This is a genomic window from Aurantimonas sp. Leaf443, from assembly GCF_001425575.1.
GTDB lineage: Bacteria > Pseudomonadota > Alphaproteobacteria > Rhizobiales > Rhizobiaceae > Leaf443.
This window is the reverse complement of sequence record NZ_LMRD01000003.1, coordinates 1-22,556: the sequence shown is the minus strand read 5'-3', so window position 1 is coordinate 22,556 and position 22,556 is coordinate 1. Positions and strand designations below refer to the sequence as shown.

The window sequence follows — 22,556 nt, the reverse complement described above, 5'->3', positions numbered from 1 at the left end:
CGAACCGGATGCGAGGGACGCCGTTTGCCGAAGGGGCGTTGCGCCCTTTCGCATGGGGACCATCGTCACCCCCTTCTCCGAATACGGTGGCCGAAGGTCGAGCGAGGATTGCGGGCAGGCGGTGCGCGGGTCTGCGCGGCCGCCCCTCAGGAGGCGGCGGTGCCGTCGACGATGAGGACCGGGCGTCCCTGCGAGCAGGTCTCGACGCGGGCTTCCACCCGGTAGACGGCGCGCAGCATGGCGGGGGTGATGACGGCCTCGCTCGGGCCCCCCGCGACCATGCGCCCGTCGGCGATGACGATCGTGTGCTGGCAGTAGCGCAGGGCGTGGTTGAGGTCGTGCAGCGCGATCAAGACGGCCATGTCCGCCTCCTCCGCCCGGCGCCGCATGAAGGCGAGGACCTCGATCTGGCGGTAGAGGTCGAGCGCCGAGGTCGGCTCGTCCATCAGGAGGACGCGCGGCCGGCGCACCAGGGCCTGCGCGATGGAGACGAGCTGGCGCTGGCCGCCGGAGAGCTCGCCGAGGCTGCGGAAGGCGAGCGCCTCGATCTGGAGCGCCCTGAGGATCGCGTCGATCTCCGCCAGTTCGCCCGCCGCCACGCGCCAGCCCGACCCCTGCTTGGCGGCCAGGAGCACCGACTCGTAGACGCTGAGGACGGCGTTGGCGCCCGTGTCCTGCGGCATGTAGCGCACCGCGCCCTCGGCCCCGCCCGTCAGCTCCACCGTGCCCGGCCCCTTCGCCAGGCCCGCGACGCGCTTGAACAGGGTGGACTTGCCGGCCGCGTTCGGGCCGATGACGGCGGTCAGCGTGCCGCCGGGCAGGCGCCCGGTCGAGACGTCCCGAAGGATGGTCGTGCGGCCGTAGCACGCGCCGACGCCCGACAGCGCGAGGGCTACCATGCGCGCCTCCGGCTGGTGAAGATGAGCACGAAGAAGAAGGGCACGCCGACGAGCGCGGTGATGACGCCGATCGGCAGGATCGCGCCGGGCAGGAGCGTCTTGGAGACGACCGAGGTCACCGAGAGGAGGAGCGCGCCGCACAGGAGCGAGGCCGGCAGGAAGAAGCGCTGGTCCTCGCCCACGAGCATGCGCGCGATATGGGGGCCGACGAGGCCGACGAAGCCGATCGTGCCGACGAAGGAGACGGGAATGGCGGCCAGGAGGCTCACCGTCAGCATGGTCTGCAGGCGCAGGCGCGAGACGTTCACGCCGAAGCTCGCCGCCTTGTCCTCGCCGAGGCGCAGCGCCGTCAGCGCCCAGGCCTGGCGCGCGAAGAGCGGCACGGCGAGGACGAGCACGACGGCCGTGATCGCCACTTTCGGCCAGGTGGCCTTGGTGAGGCTTCCCATGGTCCAGAACACGACGGCGGCCAGCGCCTGCTCGGAGGCGAGATATTCCAGCAGCGAGAGGAGCGCGTTGAAGGTGAAGACGAGGGCGATGCCCAGGAGCACGATCGTCTCCACCGTGACGCCGCGCATGGTGGAGGCGAAATGGATGAAGAGGGCCGCCACCATCGCCATCAGGAAGGCGTTGATCGGCACCATGTATTGCAGCGCCACCGGGAACAGCGCCGTGCCGCCGACGAGCGCCAGCGCCGCGCCGAAGGAGGCGGCGGCGGAGATGCCGAGCGTGAAGGGACTGGCCAGGGGATTGGCGAGGATCGTCTGCATCTGCGCGCCCGCCAGCGACAGCGAGGCGCCGACCGTCACGGCCATCAGCGCGATGGGCATGCGGATGTCCCAGACGACGACGCGCATCTGGTCGCCGACGCTCGCGCCGTCGAACAGCGTGCGCAGGATCTCGGCCACCGTATAGTTCGCGGGACCCAGCGCCATGTCCACGCAGACGCTGGCGAAGAGCGCGACGAGAAGGGCGGCCAGAAGCACGAGGCGCCGCAGCGTCAGCGCGCGGTAGCGCTCGCGCCCGGCCGCCGGGGCCTGACCTGCCTTCGGGGCCGCCGGGCCGGCGGCCAGCGCGCTCATCGGGCGTCCGTCAGCGAGACGAAGTAGCCGGGCTTGTAGGGCAGCGGCAGGAAGCGCTCGTGCAGCTCGCGGAAGGTCGCCTCGGGATCGAGATCGGCGAAGAGGTCCGGATGCAGCCACTTGGCGATCTCCTGGATCGCCACGAACTGGTAGGGGTTGTTGTAGAACTGGTGCCAGATCGCGTGAACCTCGCCGGTCTTCACCGCCTTGATGCCGGTGAAGGCGGGACGCTTGGTGAGGGCCTCCAGCTTGCGGCGCGCCTCGGCCTCGTTCGCCCCGTAGCCGACGCCGACCCAGTCGCCGCCCGGCACGTAGCCCTCCCAGTTGCCGCCGGTGACGATCACCTGATCGGGATCGGAGGCGATGATCTGCTCGGGATTCACGCTGCCGAACGTGCCGGGGATCATGGCCTTGGCCATGTTCGTGCCGCCGGCGATCTCCACCATCCGGCCGAAATTCTCGTCGCCGAAGGACATGCAGCAATCGTCGGAATAGCCGCCGGCGCGCTCCATGAAGACGAGCGGGCGGGGCGGGTTCTTCGCCGCCAGCACGTCGGTGACGGCGGCGATGCTCTTCTGCCGGAAGGCGATGAACTCCTCGGCCTTCCGCTCCTTGCCGAAGAGCGTGCCGATGATGCGCATCGAGGGCTCGGTGTTGAGCATCGGCTTCTCGCGGAAGTCGACATAGACGAGCGGGATGCCGACCTTCTGCAGCGTCTCGATATAGCCCGCCTCCTCGGTGGCGGTCTTGGCGTCGATGTTCATGACGATGACGTCGGGCTTCAGCGACACGGCCTGCTCGACGTCGAAGGAGCCGTCCTTCATGCCGCCGAAGGTCGGCAGGTCGGCGATGGCGGGGTAGAGCGCGCGATAGGCCTCGTAGCTCTCGGGATCGGCCTTGGGCAGGTCGTCGCGCCAGCCCACGATGCGCGAGAAGGGCGCCTCGCGGTCGAGGGCGGCCACGAAGTAGATCTGCCGCCCCTCGCCCAGGATCACGCGCCGCACCGGCGTCTCGACCTCGACCTTTCGCCCGGCGACGTCGGTGATCTCGGTCTTTTCGGCGAGGGCGGCGCCCGTCGAGAGGACAAGCAGTGCAAGCGCGGCCGCGGCCGCCCGGCGAAGGACCGTCATGGTCGAACCCCTGATGTGGAAGGTGCCGGCCTTCTACGGATAGGTGAGCTTGACAGTCAACTTCTATCTTTTAGAAGCGCTCGAAGCTGGAATCGGGGACGCGGGATGGACGAGGCGCGAGAGGGCAGCAATTACGGCCTGCGCGAGGAGATCGAGGCCTTCTGGTCGGAGCGCGCGGCGAGTTTCGACGACTCGGTCGGCCACGAGATCTTCTCCGAGCAGGAGCGCGCGGCCTGGCACGCGCTGCTGCGCCGGCATCTGGGCCCCGGAGAGGGGCGCCGGGCGCTCGATCTGGCGAGCGGCACGGGCGTCGTCTCCCACCTTCTGGACGATCTCGGCTTCGCCGTCACCGGGCTCGACGTCTCGCCCGCCATGCTGGAGCGCGCCCGCGCCAAGGCGCGCGCGCGCGGGCGCAACATCGCCTTCCGCCTCGCCGACGCCGAGCGCACGATGGAGGACCAGGGCAGCTTCGACGTGGTCGTGACGCGCCATCTCGTCTGGACGCTGGTGGACCCGGCCGCCGCCTTCGCCGAATGGCGGCGCGTCCTCAAGCCCGGCGGCACGCTGCTCGTGGTCGACGGCGACTTCGTGACCGTCTCCGCGCCCGAGCGGCTCCTCGCCCGCCTCGAGGCCTTCGCCGCCCGCCGCGGCCTTGCCGGCGCGCAGGCGCCCGCCCTCGCGCCCGACCTCGCCGCCCGCCACCGCGCCATCCTCTCGCGCGTGCATTTCCGCGACGGCGCCAGAGCCCCGGCCGTCGCCGCGCTCCTCCGGACCGCCGGCTTCCGCGACATCGCCATCGACCGCCGCCTCGCGCCCATCCACCGCGCGCAGGCGCGCGCCATGCCCCTCTTCAAGGGCCTCGCCCGCCGGCTCCAGCACCGCTACGCCATCCGCGCGCGGCGGCCGGACTAGGCTCGCTCCGTCTGGTTTCGCCCGGTTCCCCCGGGCTGCGCCGCACCCGAAAGCCACGCCGGCAGTCTCGCTTGACAGCAGGGCGCATTGTCCCATCCTATAGGCAGATTGCGTATGGGCTACAGGTCTTGAGAGCCGACGAGATCGAGATCTTGGTGGACGGGTCGCTGAGCGAGGATCCGATCTTCACCCTCACGATCCGCACCCCCGCCGGATCGCTGGACGTCATGACGCGCGTCGAGATTTCGGGACGATCGCTCGCCCTGTTCGGCCTGCATATCGGCGGCGATCCCGCGAGGACATGGGGCGCGGCCGCGCTCGCCGGCCTTGCGAGGGCCGTGATGGAGAAGCTGGATGTCGACGAGATCCTCGTTGTTGGCGCAGTTCGGACCACGGGTGCGAATCCTGGACGACAGCCCCGTCCCCGAAGGCTCCGCAGAACGTCTGCGCCTCGCCCGTCGCCCGGGGACGACGCTTGAAACCCCGGCGGCCGCGCGCGTCCTGGTGCGAAGGCATCTGCCGCTGAAGGTAGCCCACGCGGTGATGACGGACCTTTTCGACCGGGGGGAAGCCTATGTCGAGCTGCCCCGGGTCGAAAGCTTCGACCGGCTGAGGACGGAGCTCGAAGCATTCGGCATCGACGCCGTCCGGCATGGGCCGGCGGCCATCTCGCCGCGGCTCGTGCGCGAGGCGCTCGGCCTGTCGCAGATGCAGTTCGCCTTGCGCTTCGGCCTCGAAGAGGCGAGCCTGCGCAACTGGGAACAGGGAAAATCCCGGCCGAACGCGGCGGCCCGGACGCTCCTGTGGACGATCCACCGCCATCCCGAGGCCGTGGCGGCGTCGATCGACATGGACGAGGCGTCGGCGCGCGGGACGGCGCCGGTCGGGTAGGACGGGGCCCGCCTACCGCCCGTCCGCCCGCCGTCCGTCGGCGCCGAAGACGTGGAGCGCGCTCGCCGGGGCGCAGATGCTCACGCGCTCGCCGAGCGAGAGGCCGGTGCGGCCGGCGAGGCGGAAGATGAGGTCGGTGCTGCCGCCCTCCACGAGCCCGTGCACGTAGCTTTCCGCGCCCACGAGCTCGATCGCCGTCACGACGACCTCGGCCACCAGCCCGTCCGCCCCCGTGCCGGGCACGAGGGCTTCCGGGCGCAGGCCGATGGTGAAGGCGCCCTCCGGCACGGCGGCGGCCGAGCCGAGGCGCGCCCCGCCGGACAGGCGGGCGACGCCGTCCCGCCGCTCGCCGGGCAGGAGATTCATGCCGGGCGAGCCGATGAAGGCGGCCACGAAGAGGCTGGCGGGCGTCTCGTAGAGGTCGATCGGCGCCCCGACCTGCTCCACGAGGCCGGCATTGAGCACGACCAGCCGGTCGGCGAGCGTCATCGCCTCCATCTGGTCGTGGGTGACGTAGACGCTCGTCGTCTTCAGCGCGCGCTGCAGGCGGCGGATCTCGATGCGCATCTGCACGCGCAGTTTGGCGTCGAGATTGGAGAGCGGCTCGTCGAAGAGGAAGGCCTTGGGCTCGCGCACGATGGCCCGGCCCATGGCCACGCGCTGGCGCTGGCCGCCCGAGAGCTGGCCGGGCTTGCGGTCGAGAAAGGCGCCGATCTCGAGCGAGCGCGCCGCCTCCGCCACCCGGCGCTCGATCTCCGGCGCCTTCATGCCGCGGTTCTTCAGCCCGTAGGAGAGGTTCTGGCGCACGCTCATATGCGGGTAGAGCGCGTAGTTCTGGAAGACCATGGCGATGTCGCGGTCGGCCGGCTCCAGGTCGTTGACCACGCGCCCGTCGATGGCCACCGTGCCCGACGTGATGGCCTCCAGCCCCGCGATCATGCGCAGGAGCGTCGATTTTCCGCAGCCCGAGGGGCCGACGAGGACGAGGAGCTCGCCGTCGGCGATGTCCAGAGAGACGCCGCGCACGGCCTCCGTCTCGCCATAGCGCTTGCGCACGTCGTTCAGGGTGATGGTGGCCATGTCTTACTTCTCGGATTCCACGAGGCCCTTGACGAACCAGCGCTGCATCAGGACCACGACGAGGACCGGCGGCAGGATGGCGAAGATCGCCGTCACCATCACGAGGTTCCAGGGCGTCTCGGCGTCGGCGAAGGAGACCATCTTGCGCAGCGCGATGACGATCGTGTTCATCGAATTGTCGTTGGTGATGAGCAGCGGCCAGAGATACTGCGTCCATCCGTAGATGAAGAGGATGACGAACAGGGCCGCGATGTTGGTCTTCGACAGGGGGATGAGGATGTCCTTCAGGAAGCGCATCGGCCCCGCCGCGTCGATGCGCGCGGCCTCCACGAGTTCGGGCGGGATGGTCATGAAGAACTGGCGGAACAGGAAGGTGGCCGTCGCCGAGGCCATCAGCGGCAGCGTGAGCCCGGTATAGGTGTCGATGAGGCCGAGATCGACCATCACCTTGTAGGTCGGCAGGATGCGCACCTCGACGGGCAGCATCAGCGTGAGGAAGATGATCCAGAAGGCCACCATCCGCCCGGGAAAGCGGAAATAGACGATGGCGAAGGCCGAGAGGATGGAGATGGCGATCTTGCCGACCGCGATCGCCACCGCCACCACGCCGGTGTTGAACAGGAGCCGCGCGATGGAGACGCCGCCGATCTGCGAGGCGCCGTCGAAGAGCGCCGAGCCGTAGTTCTCGGCGAACCGGTCGCCGGGCGTCAGCGGGAGCGGCGGCGAGAGGATGGTCTGGATCGTCTGCGTGGAGGCGACGAACGTGTAGTAGATCGGGAAGGCGACGATCGCGATGCCCAGGATCAGCACGAGATGGGCGAAGGCGGTGGCGAAGGGACGATGCTCGACCATCAGCTGTAATGCACCCGGCGCTCGACGAAACGGAACTGGATCGCGGTGAGGAGGATGACGATCCCCATCAGGATCACCGACTGCGCCGCCGAGGCGCCGAGGTCGAGATTGACGAAGCCGTCGTTGAACACCTTGTAGACCAGCGTCTCCGTGGCCTTGGCCGGGCCGCCGCCGGTCACCGCGTGGATGATGCCGAACGTGTCGAAGAAGGCGTAGACGCAGTTGACGACGAGGAGGAAGAAGCTCGTCGGCGCGATCAGCGGGAAGACGATCGTCCAGAAGCGCTTGGGGCCGCGCGCCCCGTCGATCGCCGCCGCCTCGATCAGCGAGCGGGGCACGGACTGGAGCGCGGCCACGAAGAAGAGGAAGTTGTAGCTGATCTGCTTCCAGGCCGCCGCCACCACGACCAGAACCATGGCCTGGTCGCCGTTCAGGAGCGGGTCCCAGTTGTAGCCGGTCGCGCGCAGCATGTAGGCGAAGGTGCCCATGGTCGGCGAGAACATGAAGAGCCACAGGAGGCCTGCCACGGCAGGGGCCACCGCATAGGGCCAGATCAGCAGCGTGCGGTAGAGGCCCTTGCCGCGCGTGACGCTTTCGGCCGCCGAGGCCAGGAAGAGCGACAGGCCCATGGCGAGCGCGGCCGTCGCCAGGCTGAAGACGAGGGTGACGCGCAGCGAATGAAGGTAGCCCGGGTCCGAGAGGATCGCCCGGAAATTGGCGAGGCCGACGAACTCGGTGGACAGCCCGAACGCGTCCTCGCGCAGCACCGACTGGTACAAAGCCTGCCCGCTCGGCCAGTAGAAGAAGACGAGCGTGATGGCGATCTGCGGCGTCAGCAGCAGATAGGGCAGGACCCTGTTGGGAAAGGCGACGCGCGGCGCGGCCATGCGGGGATCGTGTCCCTGGAAGGTCGGGGGGACGGCGCGGCAGACCGGGCCGGGGCAGGGAGGACGGCCGGAGCGGGGACCGGCGGGCAGCGCCCGCCGGCCGAGGCCGAGGCGGGCGCCCTAGCGGGCGGCGCCGGCGATGGCCGCGTCCGCGCGTTCCTTGGCCTTGGTCAGCGCGGTCCTGGCGTCCTGGCTGCCGTTCAGCATGGCCTCGAACTCCTCGTTCTCGATGTCGCGCACCTGCGGCAGGTTCACGAGGCGCACGCCCTTGGAGTTCTGCGTCGGCGCCTTGCCCATCATCTGGGTGATGGGCGTCTCGCGGCCGGGATTCTTCTCGTAGAAGCCGCTCTTCTTGGTGGCCTCGTAGGCCTCCATCGTCACCGGCAGATAGCCCGACTTCTGATGCAGGCGGGCCTGGATCTCGGGGCTCGACAGGAAGTTGAAGAACTGCGCGATGCCCTTGTACTCGGCGTCCGACTTGCCGCCGAAGACCCAGAGGCTGGCGCCGCCGGGAATGGTGTTCTGCGGCGCGCCCTCGCCCTTCGGGTCGTAGGGCAGCTGGCCGATGCCGTAGTTCATGCCAGACTTCACGACGTCGCCGAGCCCGCCCGAGGATTCGGTGAGGATGGCGCATTCGCCGGAGAGGAAGAGCTGCTTGGCCTCGGCCGTGCGCCCGCCGTAGCGGAAGACGCCGTCCTTGGCGAGATCGGCGATGGCCTGGAAATGCTCGACATAGATCGGCGCGTCGATGGCGAGCTCGACCTCTGTGGAGGCCAGGCCGTTCTCGTTCGAACCGTAGGGCACGTTGTTCCAGGCGGCGAAGTTCTCGAGATGGATCCAGGTCAGCCAAGTCGAGGTGTAGCCGCAGGGCGCCGCGCCGCTGGCCTTGATCTTGCGCGCCGCCTCGAACACTTCGGGCCAGGTCTTGGGCGGGTTGTCCGCGTCGAGGCCCGCCTTCTGGAAGGCGTCCTTGTTGTAGTAGAGGATCGGCGAGGAGGAATTGTAGGGGAAGGACAGCATCGTGCCGTCCGGCTTGGAATAGTAGTTGACGATGCCCGGCAGGTACTTCGTCTTGTCGAACGTGTAGCCGCCCTGTTCCAGCACCTCGGCCACGGGCTTGATGGCGCCCTCGGCGCCCATCATCACGCCGGTGCCCACGTCGAAGACCTGGATGATCGCCGGCGTCTGCTTGGCGCGGAAGGCGGCGATGCCGGCATTCAGCGTCTCGGGATAGGTGCCCTTGTAGACCGGCTTGATCGCGTAGTCGCTCTGGCTGGCGTTGAACTCCTTGGCGAGCTCCTCCACCACCTCGTTGTTCGCGCCGTTCATCGCGTGCCACCATTGCAGCTCGGTGGCGGCCTCGGCCCCTTGGGCCAGAAGCGTGGAGACGGCAAGCGTCGTCACGAGGGTGCGAAGCGTCATGGATGTCCTCCCGAAGGCATGGAACGGGGCGCGGGCGCCGATGAGGGCCGCACCTAGTCGAGTGCCATTGCAGCATTACGACGGTCTGGGGCCGTCTTCTCCCGCCCGCAATGAGACATTCGCGGCGCCATGCGTCAACCCTTCGCCAAGCGCGACTTACGGTTATGCGCCGCTATCCACCGCCCCGCTCGCCGCGTGCGCCGGCGGCAGGGCATAGACCTCCATCGGCTCGCCGAGACCGCGCAGGGGATAGGCGCCCAGCGCCTCCATCTCGCCCTCCAGCCCCGCCATCTCGACGAAGGCGCGCGACAGGAGGACCGGGCGCTTCACCGTCTTGGTCAGCGTCTCCAGCCGCGAGGCGATGTTGACGGCGGGGCCGATCACGGTGAAGTCGAGCCGCTTGCGCGAGCCGATATTGCCGTACATCACGTCGCCCACATGCACGCCGATGCCGTAGCCGAGCTCGGGCTGGCCGCGTTCGGCATGGGCGGCGTTGAGCGCGGCCATCGCCGCCCTCGCCTCGTCCACCGCCTTCAGGAGGTCGGCGAGCGCGCTCGCCCGGTCGAGCGGGAAGATCGCCAGGAGCCCGTCGCCGACGAATTTCAGGATCTCGCCGCCATGGCGCTCGATCGGCTCGGACATGGCGTCGAAATAGCCGTTGAGGAGGTCGATGACGTCGTCGCGCGGCCAGAGCTCGGACAGGGTGGTGAAGTCGCGCAGGTCGCAGATGAGGATCGCCGCCTGCACCGTGGAGCCGCTGCCGCGCGTGATGGCGCCGGCAAGGATCTGCGCGCTCGCATGGGGGCCGACATAGGTGTCGAGGAGCGTGCGCGCGAAGCGGTTCTTCAGCCGGATCTCGCTGACGAGGGCGAGCGCGGGCATGAGGTCGGCGAGGGTCGCGACGTCCTCGTCGGTGAAGCCGCCCGCCCGGTCGGTGGCGAAGGAGGCGACGTGCCGGCGCCCCTGCGTGTGCTCGAGCGGCCAGGCCGCATAGTCGGTGATGCCCTGCCCGGCGAGCTCGGCATAGACGGGATAGACCGCGTCCTGCGGCGCGGCGTCGGCGAAGCGGTAGCGGATCGCCCGCCCGTCGGCATGGATCTGCTTGATCGGGCTGTTGAGATATTCCTCCTGGTCGAACATGGCGTGGTCGAAGGTCTCGACCTGCGCCTCGGCAAGCCCGGGCCGCCACAGGAGCCGCGCGCCCAGCCATTGCGGGTGATGGATGCGGAAGCTCACCGAGGCGCGCGCGATCGGCAGCCCGGCCTCGACGAGCCGCGCGCAAAGGTCCGCGAGGATGTTGTCGATGAAGCGCTCGCCGGCGGTCTCCAGCATCAGCCAGTCCAGCACCGCGCTGCGCCGCCGCGGCCAGACCCCGCCGGCATCGGGCGCCTGCGCGACGGAAACGGCCGCGGCGCGCGGCGGAGAGGGCGGATCGGCGCGAGGACGGGGGCTCTGGCTCATGGCCGGAATATAGGGCCCCGCCGCGTCGAAGGCACGCAGGGCGCCACGGCGCCGTTCGATGCGGACAGGGAGGCGCCCCGCGGGGGACTTGGGGCGTCGTGATAAGCGCTCCTGACCCTTCTCGCCACGGTGGCACCCTGTATGATCGGCAGGCGTGAATCGGACGATGCTCGCAACCCAGAGAGGGCAGGAGACGCGGGACGAAAGGGCCGGGTCGGGAGGCCAAAAAGGAAAAGGCGACCTCTTTCGAGGCCGCCTTCCTTGATCCTGGTCCTGGAGGGGTGTGCGGCAAAGCGCAGTGACCGTTTCCCCAGGCGCACTCGACTTAATTACGGGAAATGGCGGATTCATGCAAGCGACATTTGGAGAAAATATTTCTCTTCTCGAAGAACTCAAAAAATCTCTAAGCATTCCACGGTTTCAAACGTATAGAACGCTTGCGAAAAACGACGACATGCGGGCGGTTGAACTCTACCAGTGGAACGCGAAGCTTGGTCAGTCCCTGTATATCTATCTCCAGGGCTGGGAGATTCGCCTACGGAGCAAGTTGAACGGCTTCCTCGTGTGGAAGTACATTGCGAACTGGCCCTATGACGAACGAGCGCCTCGACAGATGAACGCCAGCGACCGCAGGAGGTTGCAGGAGGCCAGGCAGCGTCAGGAGATGCAGCGATCCGTGCAGGCTGCACCGACATCCGCGATCGTCGCGGACCTTTCGGCCGGATTCTGGGTCTCGCAATTGTCCGGCAGCTATCGCATCCCCTATGTCTGGCGTCACAACCTTCCGCGCGTGTTTCCGCACGACAGGGTTCTGGACGCCAAGGATGCCTGGGCGATCTGCAACGATCTGCTCATCCTGCGCAACCGCGTGGCGCATCACGAGCCGATCCTGCAGCTGCCGCTGGATCGACGCATGCGCGATCTCAAGCGCGTCGTCGCCGCCATGTGTCCGGCGACCCAAGCCTATTGCGAGGCGTCCTGCTCCTTCGACGCGGTCTGGCGGGCAAGGCCCTGACGGCCGGCTGGCCCGGCACGGGCGCGCCGGCACCGGGGCCCTGCGTGCCGTCGGCGCCCCGGTGCCGGTCTCTTCTCAGAGGGCGGCGACGACGATGATCTCGACGCGGTAGTCGGGGGTGGCGAGCGCGATCTGGCCGCCGGTGGCGCGGGCGGGCGGGTTGGCGGGGTCGACCCAGGCGTCCCAGACGGCGTTCATGGCGGCGAAGTCGGCGATGTCGGCGAGCCAGATCGTGGCGGAGAGGATCCTGGCCTTGCTCGTGCCGGCCTCGGCGAGGAGGCGGTCGATCTCGGCGAGGATCGTCCTGGTCTGCGCGCTAACGTCCTCGCCGGGCTCGCCGACCTGACCGGCCAGATAGACCGTGTTCCCGTGGACGACGGCCTGCGACATGCGCTTGCCGGGCTCGATGCGGCGGATGGTCATGGCGGTTCCTGCGATTGGGGTCGATGACGATGCTCTCGCGCCGCGCGGGGCGCGGGCGGGAAGGGGCTTAGCAGGCCGGGCGCGCCGCCGGAAGCGGCCGCGCCTCGAGCCTCAGGCGACGGGGCTCTTCAACGGGTCGCCCCGCAGATGGGCGCGCAGGTTGGCGACGACGAGGGCGGCCATGGCCGCGCGCGTCTTGTGCGTGGCGCTGCCGTGATGGGGCGTCAGCACCACTGTGTCGAGCGCGCGCAGGGCCTCCGGCACGTCCGGCTCCCGCGCGAAGACGTCGAGCGCGGCGCCTCCGAGGCGACCGGCGGCGAGGAGCTCGATCATCGCCTCCTCGTCGACGAGCGAGCCGCGCGCCACGTTCACGAGCCGGCCCTTCTCCCCGAGCGCCTCCATCACCGCGCGGGAGACGATGCCTTGCGTCTCGGCCGAGCCCGGCGCGACGACGACGAGCCAGTCGACCGCGCGGGCCATGGTCTCGAGGTCGGCGTAATAGGGATAGGGCTCGTGCTCCTGCCGGTTGCGGCCGTGATAGACGACCTCCATGCGGAAGGCCTGCAGGCGCCGGGCGATCTCCTTGCCGATGCGCCCGAGACCGAGAATGCCGGCGCGCCGCCCGGTCAGTTCGTCGGTCAGCGGGAAGTGACCCTCGCTCGCCCAGCGGCCCTCGCGCACGTAGCGGTCGGCCTGCGGCACGCGGTGGCAGAGCGCCAGCATGAGCGCGAGCGTCATCTCCGCCACGCAGTCGTTGAGGACGTCCGGCGTGTTCGTCACCCGCACGCCCGCCGCCCGCGCGGCCGTCACGTCCACCGCGTCGTAGCCGACGCCGAGCGAGGCGACGAGCTCGAGCTTGGGCAGCGCCGCGATGATCTCGGCCGAACAGCCGTGCGAGCCGCCCGTCGCGACATAGCGCACCCGGTCGGCGAGGGCGGAGAGAAGCGCGGCCTTGTCCTCGGCCTCGAAATAGCGGTGGACCGTGAAGTCCTCGTCCAGCGCCTGCGCCATGGCGGGCGGTGCCGGCGCGATCATCAGGAGGTCGGGCTTGTGCATCGCGGAAAGGGATCCTTCGGTCTCGAGGACCCGGCGGGCGCCGTCGCGGGTCCGTCCGATCCGCCGGCCAGGTCCCGCGACGACCTGCGCCGGGCGTCTCGGCCCAACCTATGGCAGCCGGGCGCGCGGGCGAGGGCGAGGCGCCGGGCGCAGCCGCGCTCCGTCGGTCGCCCGCCCCGCGCCGTCAGACGAAATAGGCGACACCCTCGTAGTGATAGGTCGGAAACGTGTTTTCCACATGCGCCTTCTCGTCCGCGCTCGCGGTGTAGAAATGCGTGCCCGTGTCCGGGCGGTAGAAGCGGTAGACCGCGTGATGCTCGCCGTTGGCGCCGGCGTCAGAAAAGGCCTCGAAGGCCGGGCCCTCGTACTGGAAGTCCGGCAGGGTCCGCTGCACGTAGTCGCGCTCGGCCGCGCTCGCCGTGTAGAAATGCGCGTTCGTGTCTGCATTGTAGAAGCGGAACACGTCGACGTCCGTCAGAGCCTGATCCGGCAGCGCGAAGGCGGGGCCCTCGTATTGGTACTGCGGCAGGGCGGCCTTCACCGCATCGCGCTCGGCGATGCTCGCCGTGTAGAAATGAACGCCGTTGTCCTGGTTGAAGAAGCGATACACGGCATTGGCGGCCGGATTGTCCGGCACGCCGTACAAGGACTGCACGGCCTGGATGTCGGCGACGGAAGGCGTGGTCACGTTCGTCTGGTAGGGATACATGATCGAGGTTCGGTCATCGGAATGGCCGAGGCCGATCGCGTGGCCGATCTCGTGGACGGCGGTGGCGTAGAAATTGGGCGAGGTGGCGGTGGCGGAGCTGGGGCGCCAGGCCTCGTCCCGGTCGAACTCGATCTCGGCCTCCACGAGGGTGGTAGAGGCGTAGCGCCAGGTCGCGGTGGCCAGCGTGTTGCCGCGCAGGTCGATGTTGGACCAGCCGAGCCGGATGTTGCTCTCCAGCGTGTCGGCGATCTCCACGAAATCGATGGCGGCCAGCTTCTCCCAGACCGAGAAGGCCGCGCGCGTCGCGTCGCGGAAGGCGGTCGCGGTGATGGGGCTGGCGAAGGTCACGAGGTCGCCCGGCAGGGTCGCGAAGCTCCACGTGATCGTGGTCACGATCTTGTCGCTCGTCCATTTCGCACCGGTCAGGGGTGTCGGAGTCATCGTCGAACCGTCTCTCGATCGTTGCGGCCGGAAGGAGCGGTGCGCTCATCCGATCGTCCGTAAGTCGTTATCATGCAACGCGAAAGTTAACGTATCCTCCCCAATGCGGACGACTCTGGATTGTAGAAGCCCGGCAGCACATGCGACGGGAACCGACGCGGGCGCCGGGAGTTTTCGCAGCGCAGCATCGCGCGCGGCCCGGTCGGACCGGCGGCCCGTCCGCGGGCCGCGCGCCGTGCGGCGCCCCGCGATGCGAAACGCCGCAAAGGACCCAGCCCATGCGCCTGCCCCTCATCGCGCCCGAGGATCTCGGCCCCGAGCAGAAGACCCTCTACGACGACATGCGCCGCGGCATCGCCGGCAGTTTCAGCGACTTCAAGGTCGAGGCCGAGAACGGCGCGCTGATGGGGCCGTGGAACCCCTGGCTGCACGAGCCGCGCATCGGCAAGGCGATCTGGGACCTGACGCTCGCCATGACCGCAGAGGCGAGCCTTCGCGACGAGGTGCGCCAGATCGCCATCCTCGTCGTCGGCGCGCGGTTCAACGCGGCCTACGAGCTCTACGCCCATGTCGCCGTCGCCGAGCGCGAGACGATGCCGCTGGAGCGCCTCGCCACCCTCGTCGCCCGCATCAAGCCCGCCGACCTGCCGCGCGAGGAGAGCGTCGCCTACGACGTCGCCTTCGCCCTCGTCGAGGGCGGCACGCTGCCCGAACCGCTCTACCGGCTGGCGGTGGAGACCTTCGGCCAGCACGGCACCAACGAGCTGATCTATCTCGTCGGCCTCTACTGCCTCGTCTCCACGACGCTGAACGGCTTCAACGTGCCGGTGCCCGAACGTGAGTGAGGCCCGGACCGCACCGGCGCGCCGCGCTCCGCCCGAGCCCGCCCGCCCGAACGGCACGCCCTTCGGCTGCGTGGCGCTGCTGCTGCAGGGCGGCGGGGCGCTCGGCGCCTATCAGGCGGGCGTCTACGAGGCGCTGGCCGAGCACGGGATCGAGCCGAACTGGGTCGCGGGCATCTCGATCGGGGCGATCAACTGCGCCCTCGTCGCCGGCAATGCGCCGCAGACGCGCGTGGAGAAGCTGCGCGCCTTCTGGGAGGGGGTGACGACGGGGCCGGGCGACTGGGCCGACCACCTGCCGCAGGTGGCCGCCGACCGGCAGCTGCGCGGCTTCATCAACCAGGTCTCGGCGCTGCAGGTGCTGGCCGGCGGCGTGCCCGGTTTCTTCGCGCCGCGCCTGCCGCCGCCGCCCTTCCAGTCCATGGGCACGCCCGCGGCCACGAGCTGGTACGACACGCGCCCCTTGCGCGCGACGCTGGAACGGCTCGTCGACTTCGACCGCATCAATGCCCGGGCCATGCGCTTCAGCGTCGGCGCGGTGAACGTGACGAGCGGGAACTTCGCCTATTTCGACAATGCCACCCACACGATCCGGGCCGAGCACGTGATGGCCTCGGGCGCGCTGCCGCCGGGCTTTGCCGCCGTGGAGATCGACGGCGAGCACTATTGGGACGGCGGCATGGTCTCCAACACGCCGCTCGACTGGGTGCTGTCGGCGGGCTCGACCCTCGACACGCTGGTCTTCCAGGTGGACCTGTGGAGCGCGCAAGGGGCGCTGCCGCGCGATCTGGCGAGCGTGGCGGTGCGCATGAAGGAGATCCAGTTCTCCAGCCGCACGCGCGCGGCGACCGACGCCTTCACCGCGCGACGGGAGCTGCGCGCCGCCTTCCAGGCGCTGCATGCCCAGCTGCCCGATGCGCTCAAGGAGACGAGGGAGGCGCGGCTCCTGGCGGCCGAATCCGACCCCGCCGTCACCAGCATCGTGCAGCTGATCTATCGCTCGCCCACCTACGAGGGCCAGTCCAAGGACTACGAGTTCTCCCGCCAGACGATGGAGGACCATTGGCGCACCGGCTACGAGAACGCGCGCCGCACCCTCTCCCATCGCGAGGTGCTGACCCCGCCCGCCGATCCGCCGGGGATCGCGGTCTACGACTTCATCAACGAGGGCCGGGCGCACCGCGCCGCCCTGCGCACAGCCGGAAAGGATGCGTCATGAGCCTCAAGGACAAGGTCGCCGTCGTCACGGGCGCGGCGAGCGGCATCGGCAAGGAGATCGCCCGCGAGTTCCTCGCCGCCGGCGCCAGCGTCGCCATCGCCGACCTCAACGCGCAGGCCGCCGCGGCGACGGCGGCCGAGTTCGACCCCACGGGCGCGCGCGCCATGGGCGTCGCGATGGACGTGACGGACGAGGCGGGCGTGGAGGCCGGCATCGAGGCGGTGGCGCAGAAGTTCGGCGCCATCGACGTCCTCGTCTCCAATGCGGGCATCCAGATCGTCGCGCCCGTCCACGAGATGGCCTTCGGCGACTGGAAGAAGCTCCTCGCCATCCATCTCGACGGCGCCTTCCTCACCACGCGGGCCTGCCTGAAGCGCATGTATGCGCAGGGGCGCGGCGGCAGCGTGATCTACATGGGCTCGGTCCATTCCAAGGAGGCCTCCAGGCTGAAGGCGCCCTATGTCACCGCCAAGCACGGGCTGGTGGGCCTCGCCAAGGTCGTGGCCAAGGAGGGCGCGGCCCACGGCGTGCGCGCCAACGTCATCTGCCCGGGCTTCGTGCGCACCCCGCTGGTGGAGAAGCAGATTCCCGAACAGGCCAGGGAGCTCGGCATCAGCGAGGAGGACGTCGTCCGGACGGTGATGCTGAAGGACACGGTGGACGGCGAGTTCACCACCATCGCCGACGTCGCCCAGACAGCGGTCTTCCTCGCCGCCTTCCCCACCAATGCGCTGACCGGCCAGTCGATCGTCGTCAGCCACGGCTGGTTCATGCAATAGGCGCGGGCGAGGGGCGCGCGTCCGGGCGCCGCGGGGGGCTCCCGGCGGCGCCGCCGCCTTCAGCGCCGCGCTCTCGGCGCGGATGCGCGGGACGAGGAGCGCCAGCCGGTCGAAATCGGCGAACCGGCCGGAAAAGCTGCGATGGGCGACCTCGGCCGCCTCGCGCTGGGTGATGACATGGGGCGGCACGGCGCTCTTCACCGACAGGAGCCGCACTTGCGTTTCGGGCGTCATCGGCGGTTCCAGGCAGGGGCTCGGACGGATGAGGATGGCGCCGGCGGGCGGGCCGGGAATGCGGCGCGGTGACGCCCTCAGCGGCCGGGCGCGCGGGCGCCGGCCTGGCGCAGGGCTTCCAGGACGGAGTTCGGCCGGTAGGGCTTGGCGAGGAAGGTCGCCCCGTTCGGCAGGCGCGCGGCCGTCACGTTCACCTGGCCGGAGGCGACGATGATGGTGACGGGGGGCCAGCGGTCGAAGACGGCGGCGGCGAGCTTGAGCCCGTCCATGGAGCCGGGCATGTCGATGTCGGTGAAGAGGACGCGGATGTCGGGGCGGGTCTCGAGGAGCGCGATGGCCTCGTCGGCATTGGCCGCCCCGTAGGCGACGTATCCGGCCTCCTCGATGAGGTCGATCGTGTCCCACAGGATCATCGGCTCGTCCTCTACGACGAGGACGGCGAAAGCCTGTGACGGCGGGGCATGGGACATGGCCAGACACTCATGGCCCGTCTCGGCGTTCCGTGGGGAGCGAGCCGGCCAACTCGTAGGATAAGCCCGCAGGCGCGTAATCGATCCGTGCGCGCCCGTCGAAATAGTCCGGCACCACACGTTCCACGAGCCGCGAGCCGAAGCCGCGGCGCGAGGGCGCCCGCACCGGCGGCCCGCCGCTCTCGCGCCAGGAAAAGGCGAAATCCCCGTCGGGCGCGTGCGTCCAGGAGAGGGCGACGCGGCCCGACGCCGTCGAGAGGGCGCCGTATTTGGTGGCGTTGGTCGCCAGTTCGTGGATGGCGAGCGACAGGCCGAGCGCCTGGCTGGCGCCCAGATCGACCTTCGGCCCGCAGACCGCGAAGCGCTCGTCCACGTCGCGATAGGGCGCGATCGCCGCCGCCACGACCTCGGCGACCGGGGAGGCCGACCAGTCGGTGGCGGTGAGGATGTCCTGCGCGCGCGCCAGCGCCTGGATGCGCGCCGAGGCCATGGCCGCCGCCTCGTCCATGTCGGCGGCATGGCGCAGGCTCTGGGCCACCACGGCCTGTACCATGGAGAGCGTGTTCTTCATGCGGTGCGAGAGTTCGCGCTTGAGAAGCCGCTGGCGCCGGTCGGCCTGGCGCAGGCCCTCCATCGAGGCCTCCACCCGGTCGAAGCCGATCTCCAGCCGGCGCCGCGCGCGCTCGGTCTCGGCCTCGGCGCGGATGCGCCAGAGATTGTCGATGGCGCGCGAGGCGATCTCCTCCACCAGCGCGATGTCCGGCGCGTTCCAGGGCGTCGGCACGCGGTGATTGATGTAGAGGCTGGCGCGGAAGACGCCGTCGCGCACGAGCGGCACGGAGAGGACGGCGCCGATGTCGAGCCCGGCCCAGGTGGCGGCGTTCTCGCCGTCGAGCGCCGCGTCCTCCAGGACGAGGGTGCGCCCGGCGCGCTGCTGCGCGATGTTGGCGCCGCCGAAGGAGAGGATGGGCACCGTGCCGGTGATGGGCGCCACGCCGTCGGCGTAGCAGGCGGGGAAGGAGATCGACGCGCCGTCGTCCGACACCTCGCCGAAGCCGACGCGGCAGGCGCCGAAATGGCGGCCGAGCCCTTCGGCGGCGATGTCCATCAGTTCGGCCTCGTCGCCGCAGGCGCGCAGGCGGTCGGCCAGCGAGAGGCGCAGGGCCTGCCGCGTCTCGGCGAGGCGCCGCCCGGTCGTCTCGATCCCCTGCGTGAAGACCCCGGCCACCGCCCCGTCCTCGCCGCGCACGGGCACGCAGGTCACGTCCCAGAGCGTGCGCACCGTGTCCGCGCCGCGCTGCAGGGGCACGCAGAGATCGCTCATCGTGCCGCCGCGCCCGCTGCGCAGAACCTCGGCCACCAGCGGCGCGAAGGCCGCCCAGCTCTCGCCCCACACGAGCGGCGCGGGCTCGCCGAGCGCCGCCGGATGGCGCTCTTCCATGAAGGGGATGGCGGCGTCGTTGTAGAAGAGGCGCAGGTCCGGCCCCCACAGGACGCTGCCGCAGGCGGGCGAATCGAGCACCGCCGAGAGGATGGTGCGCAAGGGGGAGGGCCAGTCCCCGGCGGCGCCGAGCGGCGTGCTGGAGAAATCGGCCGCGCGGATCAGCCGCCCGACCTCGCCGCCGTCCGGCGGACCATCGCTTCCCGCGCGCAACCGCGGCGCGAACCTGGCCTTGTCCCTCGTCACGCCGCCCGCCCCGTCCTTGGTCCGCCCCGGCGCGCAGGATAGGATCAAACCCGGCCCGCCGTCACCTGCAGTGACGATTTATCGCTCTGCGCACAAGGGGGAGGACGCGGGCGCTGCCGGCCTCGCGCAGGCCGGCCAGCAACCTTGCCGCGCGCCCGAGGACGACGATGCCGAGGGATGCCGGCGCCGTCGATGCGGCGGAACTACTTGCGCTTCCAGCGCTGCCAGAGCTTCTGTTCCTTGAGGCCGGCGCGCCGTTCGAGATAGCGCAGGCCGGCGGGCGTCAGCGGGCGGCTCGGCGCGGCGTCCACCGCGTCGGGCGCGGCGGCGCGAGACGGGGCGGCGGGCGTCGGCGCGGCGCTCTCGCGCGCCGGGCCGGGCCGGGGAGCCTGCGGCGCCTCGGCGCGGGGCTTGGACTTGGAGCCGGGCGGGCGGCCGCGCCGGCGGCGGGGCGTTTCCTCGGGGGCGGGTTCGGCGCTTTCGGCCTGCGGCTCGGCCGGCTCCTCGCGGGCCATCAGGATGCGCCCCTTGGCGGCGGGCTCGCCTTCCGCCTCGGCGGCGGCGGCCCTGGCGCGGCGGCGGGGCGCGGCCGGCTCGGGCGCGGCCTCCTCGACCTCGCCCGCCTTGACCAGCGTGCGGATCTCCTCGCCGAGCGCGCCGGACCAGATGGAGGGTGGCTCGCCCACGCCCGCGCGGGTGCGGCGCTTGTGCTCGACGACGAAGGGCTTCAGGGGGCGTTTCATGAACTCGCGGCCAATGGAGGGGCGACGCCGAACCGGCTTCGCCAAGTCTGATCTCGTTTCGTCGGGATCGATCTGTAGCATCGGGCGATGAACAGAAATGATTCATGTCCGGCGCCCGCGTCTCTAATCTCCACCATACTGGCGAGGGAAGCAAGAACCATCGAAGGTCGTCCGGCGTTTCTTCGGCGCGGCCGGGTCCCGGGCGGTCGAAGGCGTGCAGAAGGGCGCAGGCCCCGGCCGTCCGCGCGCCGTCCCGCCGCGCGCGGCGCGGGTGGCCGCGATTGGGTATCGCGCGCAGGCTGTCCCAGGTTTTCAAGCAGAACGACAAGTATTAAGCCAATGGCATAAGATCAGTTATGGAACATCCGGGCGAGGCGAGCAGAAGACGCGGGCCCGCGACGGTGAGAATGGCGGCGAGCACCGCCTCCATGGCCCGGTCGCTCGCCCCTTGATGGGCGATGCCGGTGCGAGCGTCCGCGCCGGCTCGTCCGTTCCCTCGAACGTCACGCCGCCCCGGACCGAGGACGCCGGCTCGCACGGTGCGGCGCGGTCCGACGTCCCGTTTCGCCGCGCGTTTCGGGCGCCGCCGGGGCGATCCGCCTGACGGACGGATCTGCGCGCAGCGCGAGATAGAGGAACGCGACCGGCAAACTAAGGTTGCAAATCCGTAATGATGCAATCATAGGTAAGTCATCGTTCGCCGCCCGCCCGGGCGGCCATGGGGTCGGGTCGCATGGTTTTCTCTTCCGCCGTTTCCGTCAGGCTTCTCGCCCCGGCGCTCGCCGCCAGCCTCGCGCTTTCGGGCTGCGTCACCGGGTCCGGCCCCGGCGGGCGGCAGAGCGCGATGGACCGGGCGATCGGCCAGTGCGTGGCGAGCGTGGCGCTCTCGGCGGGCCTCGGCGCGCTCATCGGGGCGGCGGCGGACGGGCGCGGCGGCGCCGGGCGCGGGGCGCTGATCGGGGCGGGCGTCGGCGTCGGGGCCTGCGCCGTCCTCGTGCAGGTGGCCGCCGCCGAGGACCGCGCCGCGATCCGCGCCGCCGAGCTGCGCGCGCTGGAATCGGGCGTCTCGCGCACCGAGACGTTCCGCGCCCGCTCGGGCAAGGCCGTCGCCGTGCGCACCGAGGTGCGGCCCGCCGCCGTCCCCAAGCGCCTCGCCGCCAAGACCGCCCCCCGCCCGACGCCGCGCGCCGGCGCCGTTCCCGCAACGCCCGCGCCGGCGCCCGCCGAGGTCGCCGGCGTCACCGGCGGCTACACGACCTGCCGCCAGGTCGACCAGAGCGTGACGGTGGACGGGCAGACCGCCGGCGGCGCCTCGCAGGTCTCCTGCCGCACGCCGGGCGGCGACTGGGAACTGGTCGCGGTCTGAGCGGCATCGGGCGCGGCCGGGCATTGGGGGAGAGTGGCGTGACGAAGACGAGTGCGGCCGTGGAGGCCTACTGCGGGCGGGACTTCGACCCCGAGGGTCCGCTCGCCGCCGATCTCATGGCGGCGCTGGAGAGCGAGGCGCGCTCGGTGCATATCCGCCTCAGCGAACCGCTCGGCCCCGTGCCCGCCGACATCACGCCCGCCATGAGCGGCTGGTACGCGCGCCACGTCGCGGCCCCGCGCAGCGAGGCGCTGGACGCGGTCTCCGCCATCCTCGGCGCCCATGACGAGACCAGCCGCGCGCGCGGGGTCTTCCTGGAGCGCGAGCTCTCGCAGGAGGAGGAGGCGCGCATCCGCCTCAAGCGCGAGGCGGTGGAGGCGAGCCGCAACGCCCATCCGAGCGACCACGAGCGCTACGAGGCCGCCCGCGCCGATTTCGAGACCACGCGCTACGCCTATGACGACCTACGCGCCCGCCACGGGCGCGAGGCCCGGCTCACGCCCTGGTGGTACCTGCCGCTTCTCCTCTTCGTCGGCGTCTTCGACGCGATGATCAATTTCGAGAGCTTCTCGGCCATCAGCTATTTCACGCCCGCCATCGCGCTCGGCGTCACCATGGTCGTTGCCTTCGCCTTCGCCCTCTCCTCCCATTGCCACGGCACGGTGCTGCGCCAGTACGAGTCGCGCTTCGGCGTGCACCGGCGCGACGCGGACCGCGCGGCGGCCTGGCAGATCTTCTCGCTCGGCACGCTCGCCCTCCTCATCGCGCTCGCCCTCGTCTGGTACGCGCGATCGAGCTTCCTCGCCGACGTGATGGCGACGAGCGTGATGATGGGCGGCGAGGCGCCGAGCGCCTTCACTGTTGATTTCCACTGAGAGCTGACCCAGGATTTCCATCAAGAACTGACCCGGCTTTGACGATGTTGGGCTGGTCAGGCCTTGGTCAAGTTCCGAGTT

Annotated in this window: 23 protein-coding genes; 9 read left to right on the top strand and 14 right to left on the bottom strand. The window is 70.3% G+C overall.

The features are described 5' to 3' along the window. Positions 1–146: 146 nt before the first annotated feature. The 3 genes from ASG48_RS04345 to ASG48_RS04335 are packed head-to-tail and all read right to left on the bottom strand — an operon-like array spanning position 147 to position 3,111. Entirely contained in the window at positions 147–899 is a 753-nt protein-coding gene (locus ASG48_RS04345; RefSeq protein WP_055845886.1) for an ABC transporter ATP-binding protein, read from the bottom strand. Further along, positions 893–1,981: an iron ABC transporter permease gene (locus ASG48_RS04340; RefSeq protein WP_055845883.1), complete on the bottom strand. Its 1,089-nt coding sequence runs from the start codon at positions 1,979–1,981 to the stop codon at positions 893–895. The genes ASG48_RS04345 and ASG48_RS04340 overlap by 7 nt, the downstream gene beginning before the upstream one ends. Next, the gene (locus ASG48_RS04335) at positions 1,978–3,111 is read right to left on the bottom strand and encodes an ABC transporter substrate-binding protein (RefSeq protein WP_055845882.1); all 1,134 of its coding nucleotides are present in this window, start codon (positions 3,109–3,111) and stop codon (positions 1,978–1,980) included. The genes ASG48_RS04340 and ASG48_RS04335 overlap by 4 nt, the downstream gene beginning before the upstream one ends. A 105-nt stretch (positions 3,112–3,216) precedes the next feature. Here ASG48_RS04335 and ASG48_RS04330 point away from each other — a divergent pair, with 105 nt between their 5' ends. From ASG48_RS04330 to ASG48_RS04320, 3 genes are all read left to right on the top strand, one after another. Next, positions 3,217–4,023: a class I SAM-dependent methyltransferase gene (locus ASG48_RS04330; protein ID WP_055845879.1), complete on the top strand. Its 807-nt coding sequence runs from the start codon at positions 3,217–3,219 to the stop codon at positions 4,021–4,023. Positions 4,024–4,151: 128 nt separating this feature from the next. After that, positions 4,152–4,502 carry a hypothetical protein gene (locus ASG48_RS04325; protein ID WP_055845876.1) on the top strand — a complete coding sequence of 117 codons (351 nt, stop codon included), beginning with the start codon at positions 4,152–4,154 and terminating at the stop codon, positions 4,500–4,502. Between the two features lie 64 nt (positions 4,503–4,566). Next, positions 4,567–4,914, top strand: a complete 348-nt coding sequence (locus tag ASG48_RS04320) for a helix-turn-helix domain-containing protein (RefSeq protein ID WP_055845873.1) — start codon at positions 4,567–4,569, stop codon at positions 4,912–4,914. A gap of 12 nt (positions 4,915–4,926) precedes the next feature. Here the strand turns inward: ASG48_RS04320 and ASG48_RS04315 are convergent, their stop codons facing one another. From ASG48_RS04315 to ASG48_RS04295, 5 genes are all read right to left on the bottom strand, one after another. Continuing rightward, positions 4,927–5,994 (bottom strand): sn-glycerol-3-phosphate import ATP-binding protein UgpC, encoded by a 1,068-nt coding sequence (locus tag ASG48_RS04315; protein WP_055845871.1) that lies wholly within the window; start codon positions 5,992–5,994, stop codon positions 4,927–4,929. Between the two features lie 3 nt (positions 5,995–5,997). Beyond that, complete coding sequence (gene ugpE / locus ASG48_RS04310) at positions 5,998–6,846, bottom strand: sn-glycerol-3-phosphate ABC transporter permease UgpE (RefSeq protein ID WP_055845868.1); 849 nt, start codon at positions 6,844–6,846, stop codon at positions 5,998–6,000. Then, on the bottom strand, positions 6,846–7,733 hold the full coding sequence (ugpA, locus tag ASG48_RS04305; protein WP_055845866.1) for a sn-glycerol-3-phosphate ABC transporter permease UgpA: 888 nt from the start codon (positions 7,731–7,733) through the stop codon (positions 6,846–6,848). The genes ugpE and ugpA overlap by 1 nt, the downstream gene beginning before the upstream one ends. A gap of 120 nt (positions 7,734–7,853) precedes the next feature. Beyond that, complete coding sequence (gene ugpB, locus ASG48_RS04300) at positions 7,854–9,155, bottom strand: sn-glycerol-3-phosphate ABC transporter substrate-binding protein UgpB (protein ID WP_055845863.1); 1,302 nt, start codon at positions 9,153–9,155, stop codon at positions 7,854–7,856. A gap of 162 nt (positions 9,156–9,317) precedes the next feature. After that, positions 9,318–10,487: an adenylate/guanylate cyclase domain-containing protein gene (locus tag ASG48_RS04295; RefSeq protein ID WP_244486759.1), complete on the bottom strand. Its 1,170-nt coding sequence runs from the start codon at positions 10,485–10,487 to the stop codon at positions 9,318–9,320. Positions 10,488–10,965: 478 nt separating this feature from the next. On the opposite strand from ASG48_RS04295, the gene ASG48_RS04290 reads away from it, so the two are divergent. After that, the gene (locus ASG48_RS04290; RefSeq protein WP_156381451.1) at positions 10,966–11,631 is read left to right on the top strand and encodes a hypothetical protein; all 666 of its coding nucleotides are present in this window, start codon (positions 10,966–10,968) and stop codon (positions 11,629–11,631) included. 75 nt (positions 11,632–11,706) lie between these two features. Here ASG48_RS04290 and ASG48_RS04285 read toward each other — a convergent pair whose 3' ends face one another. The 3 genes from ASG48_RS04285 to ASG48_RS04275 form a co-directional block, all read right to left on the bottom strand. Next, positions 11,707–12,054 (bottom strand): RidA family protein, encoded by a 348-nt coding sequence (locus ASG48_RS04285; protein ID WP_055845856.1) that lies wholly within the window; start codon positions 12,052–12,054, stop codon positions 11,707–11,709. Between the two features lie 111 nt (positions 12,055–12,165). Further along, positions 12,166–13,110: a 2-hydroxyacid dehydrogenase gene (locus tag ASG48_RS04280; RefSeq protein ID WP_055845854.1), complete on the bottom strand. Its 945-nt coding sequence runs from the start codon at positions 13,108–13,110 to the stop codon at positions 12,166–12,168. A gap of 184 nt (positions 13,111–13,294) precedes the next feature. Then, positions 13,295–14,260 (bottom strand): matrixin family metalloprotease, encoded by a 966-nt coding sequence (locus ASG48_RS04275; protein WP_055845852.1) that lies wholly within the window; start codon positions 14,258–14,260, stop codon positions 13,295–13,297. Between the two features lie 278 nt (positions 14,261–14,538). Here ASG48_RS04275 and ASG48_RS04270 point away from each other — a divergent pair, with 278 nt between their 5' ends. From ASG48_RS04270 to ASG48_RS04260, 3 genes are all read left to right on the top strand, one after another. After that, positions 14,539–15,105: a hypothetical protein gene (locus ASG48_RS04270; protein WP_055845848.1), complete on the top strand. Its 567-nt coding sequence runs from the start codon at positions 14,539–14,541 to the stop codon at positions 15,103–15,105. A 70-nt stretch (positions 15,106–15,175) separates the two neighbouring features. After that, positions 15,176–16,321, top strand: a complete 1,146-nt coding sequence (locus ASG48_RS04265) for a patatin-like phospholipase family protein (RefSeq protein ID WP_055845846.1) — start codon at positions 15,176–15,178, stop codon at positions 16,319–16,321. Beyond that, a complete protein-coding gene (locus tag ASG48_RS04260) occupies positions 16,318–17,100 on the top strand; it encodes a 3-hydroxybutyrate dehydrogenase (RefSeq protein ID WP_055845843.1) in 783 nt (260 codons plus the stop codon). The genes ASG48_RS04265 and ASG48_RS04260 overlap by 4 nt, the downstream gene beginning before the upstream one ends. A gap of 311 nt (positions 17,101–17,411) precedes the next feature. Here ASG48_RS04260 and ASG48_RS04255 read toward each other — a convergent pair whose 3' ends face one another. From ASG48_RS04255 to ASG48_RS04245, 3 genes are all read right to left on the bottom strand, one after another. Then, a complete protein-coding gene (locus tag ASG48_RS04255) occupies positions 17,412–17,804 on the bottom strand; it encodes a response regulator (protein WP_055845840.1) in 393 nt (130 codons plus the stop codon). Between the two features lie 10 nt (positions 17,805–17,814). Continuing rightward, positions 17,815–19,491, bottom strand: a complete 1,677-nt coding sequence (locus ASG48_RS04250) for an HWE histidine kinase domain-containing protein (RefSeq protein ID WP_156381450.1) — start codon at positions 19,489–19,491, stop codon at positions 17,815–17,817. A gap of 203 nt (positions 19,492–19,694) precedes the next feature. Further along, entirely contained in the window at positions 19,695–20,234 is a 540-nt protein-coding gene (locus ASG48_RS04245) for a hypothetical protein (protein ID WP_156381449.1), read from the bottom strand. Between the two features lie 733 nt (positions 20,235–20,967). Here ASG48_RS04245 and ASG48_RS04240 point away from each other — a divergent pair. Both ASG48_RS04240 and ASG48_RS04235 read left to right on the top strand, forming a co-directional pair. Further along, positions 20,968–21,600 (top strand): hypothetical protein, encoded by a 633-nt coding sequence (locus ASG48_RS04240; protein ID WP_055845832.1) that lies wholly within the window; start codon positions 20,968–20,970, stop codon positions 21,598–21,600. Between the two features lie 38 nt (positions 21,601–21,638). Next, positions 21,639–22,475 carry a hypothetical protein gene (locus tag ASG48_RS04235; protein WP_156381448.1) on the top strand — a complete coding sequence of 279 codons (837 nt, stop codon included), beginning with the start codon at positions 21,639–21,641 and terminating at the stop codon, positions 22,473–22,475. Positions 22,476–22,556: the final 81 nt, after the last annotated feature.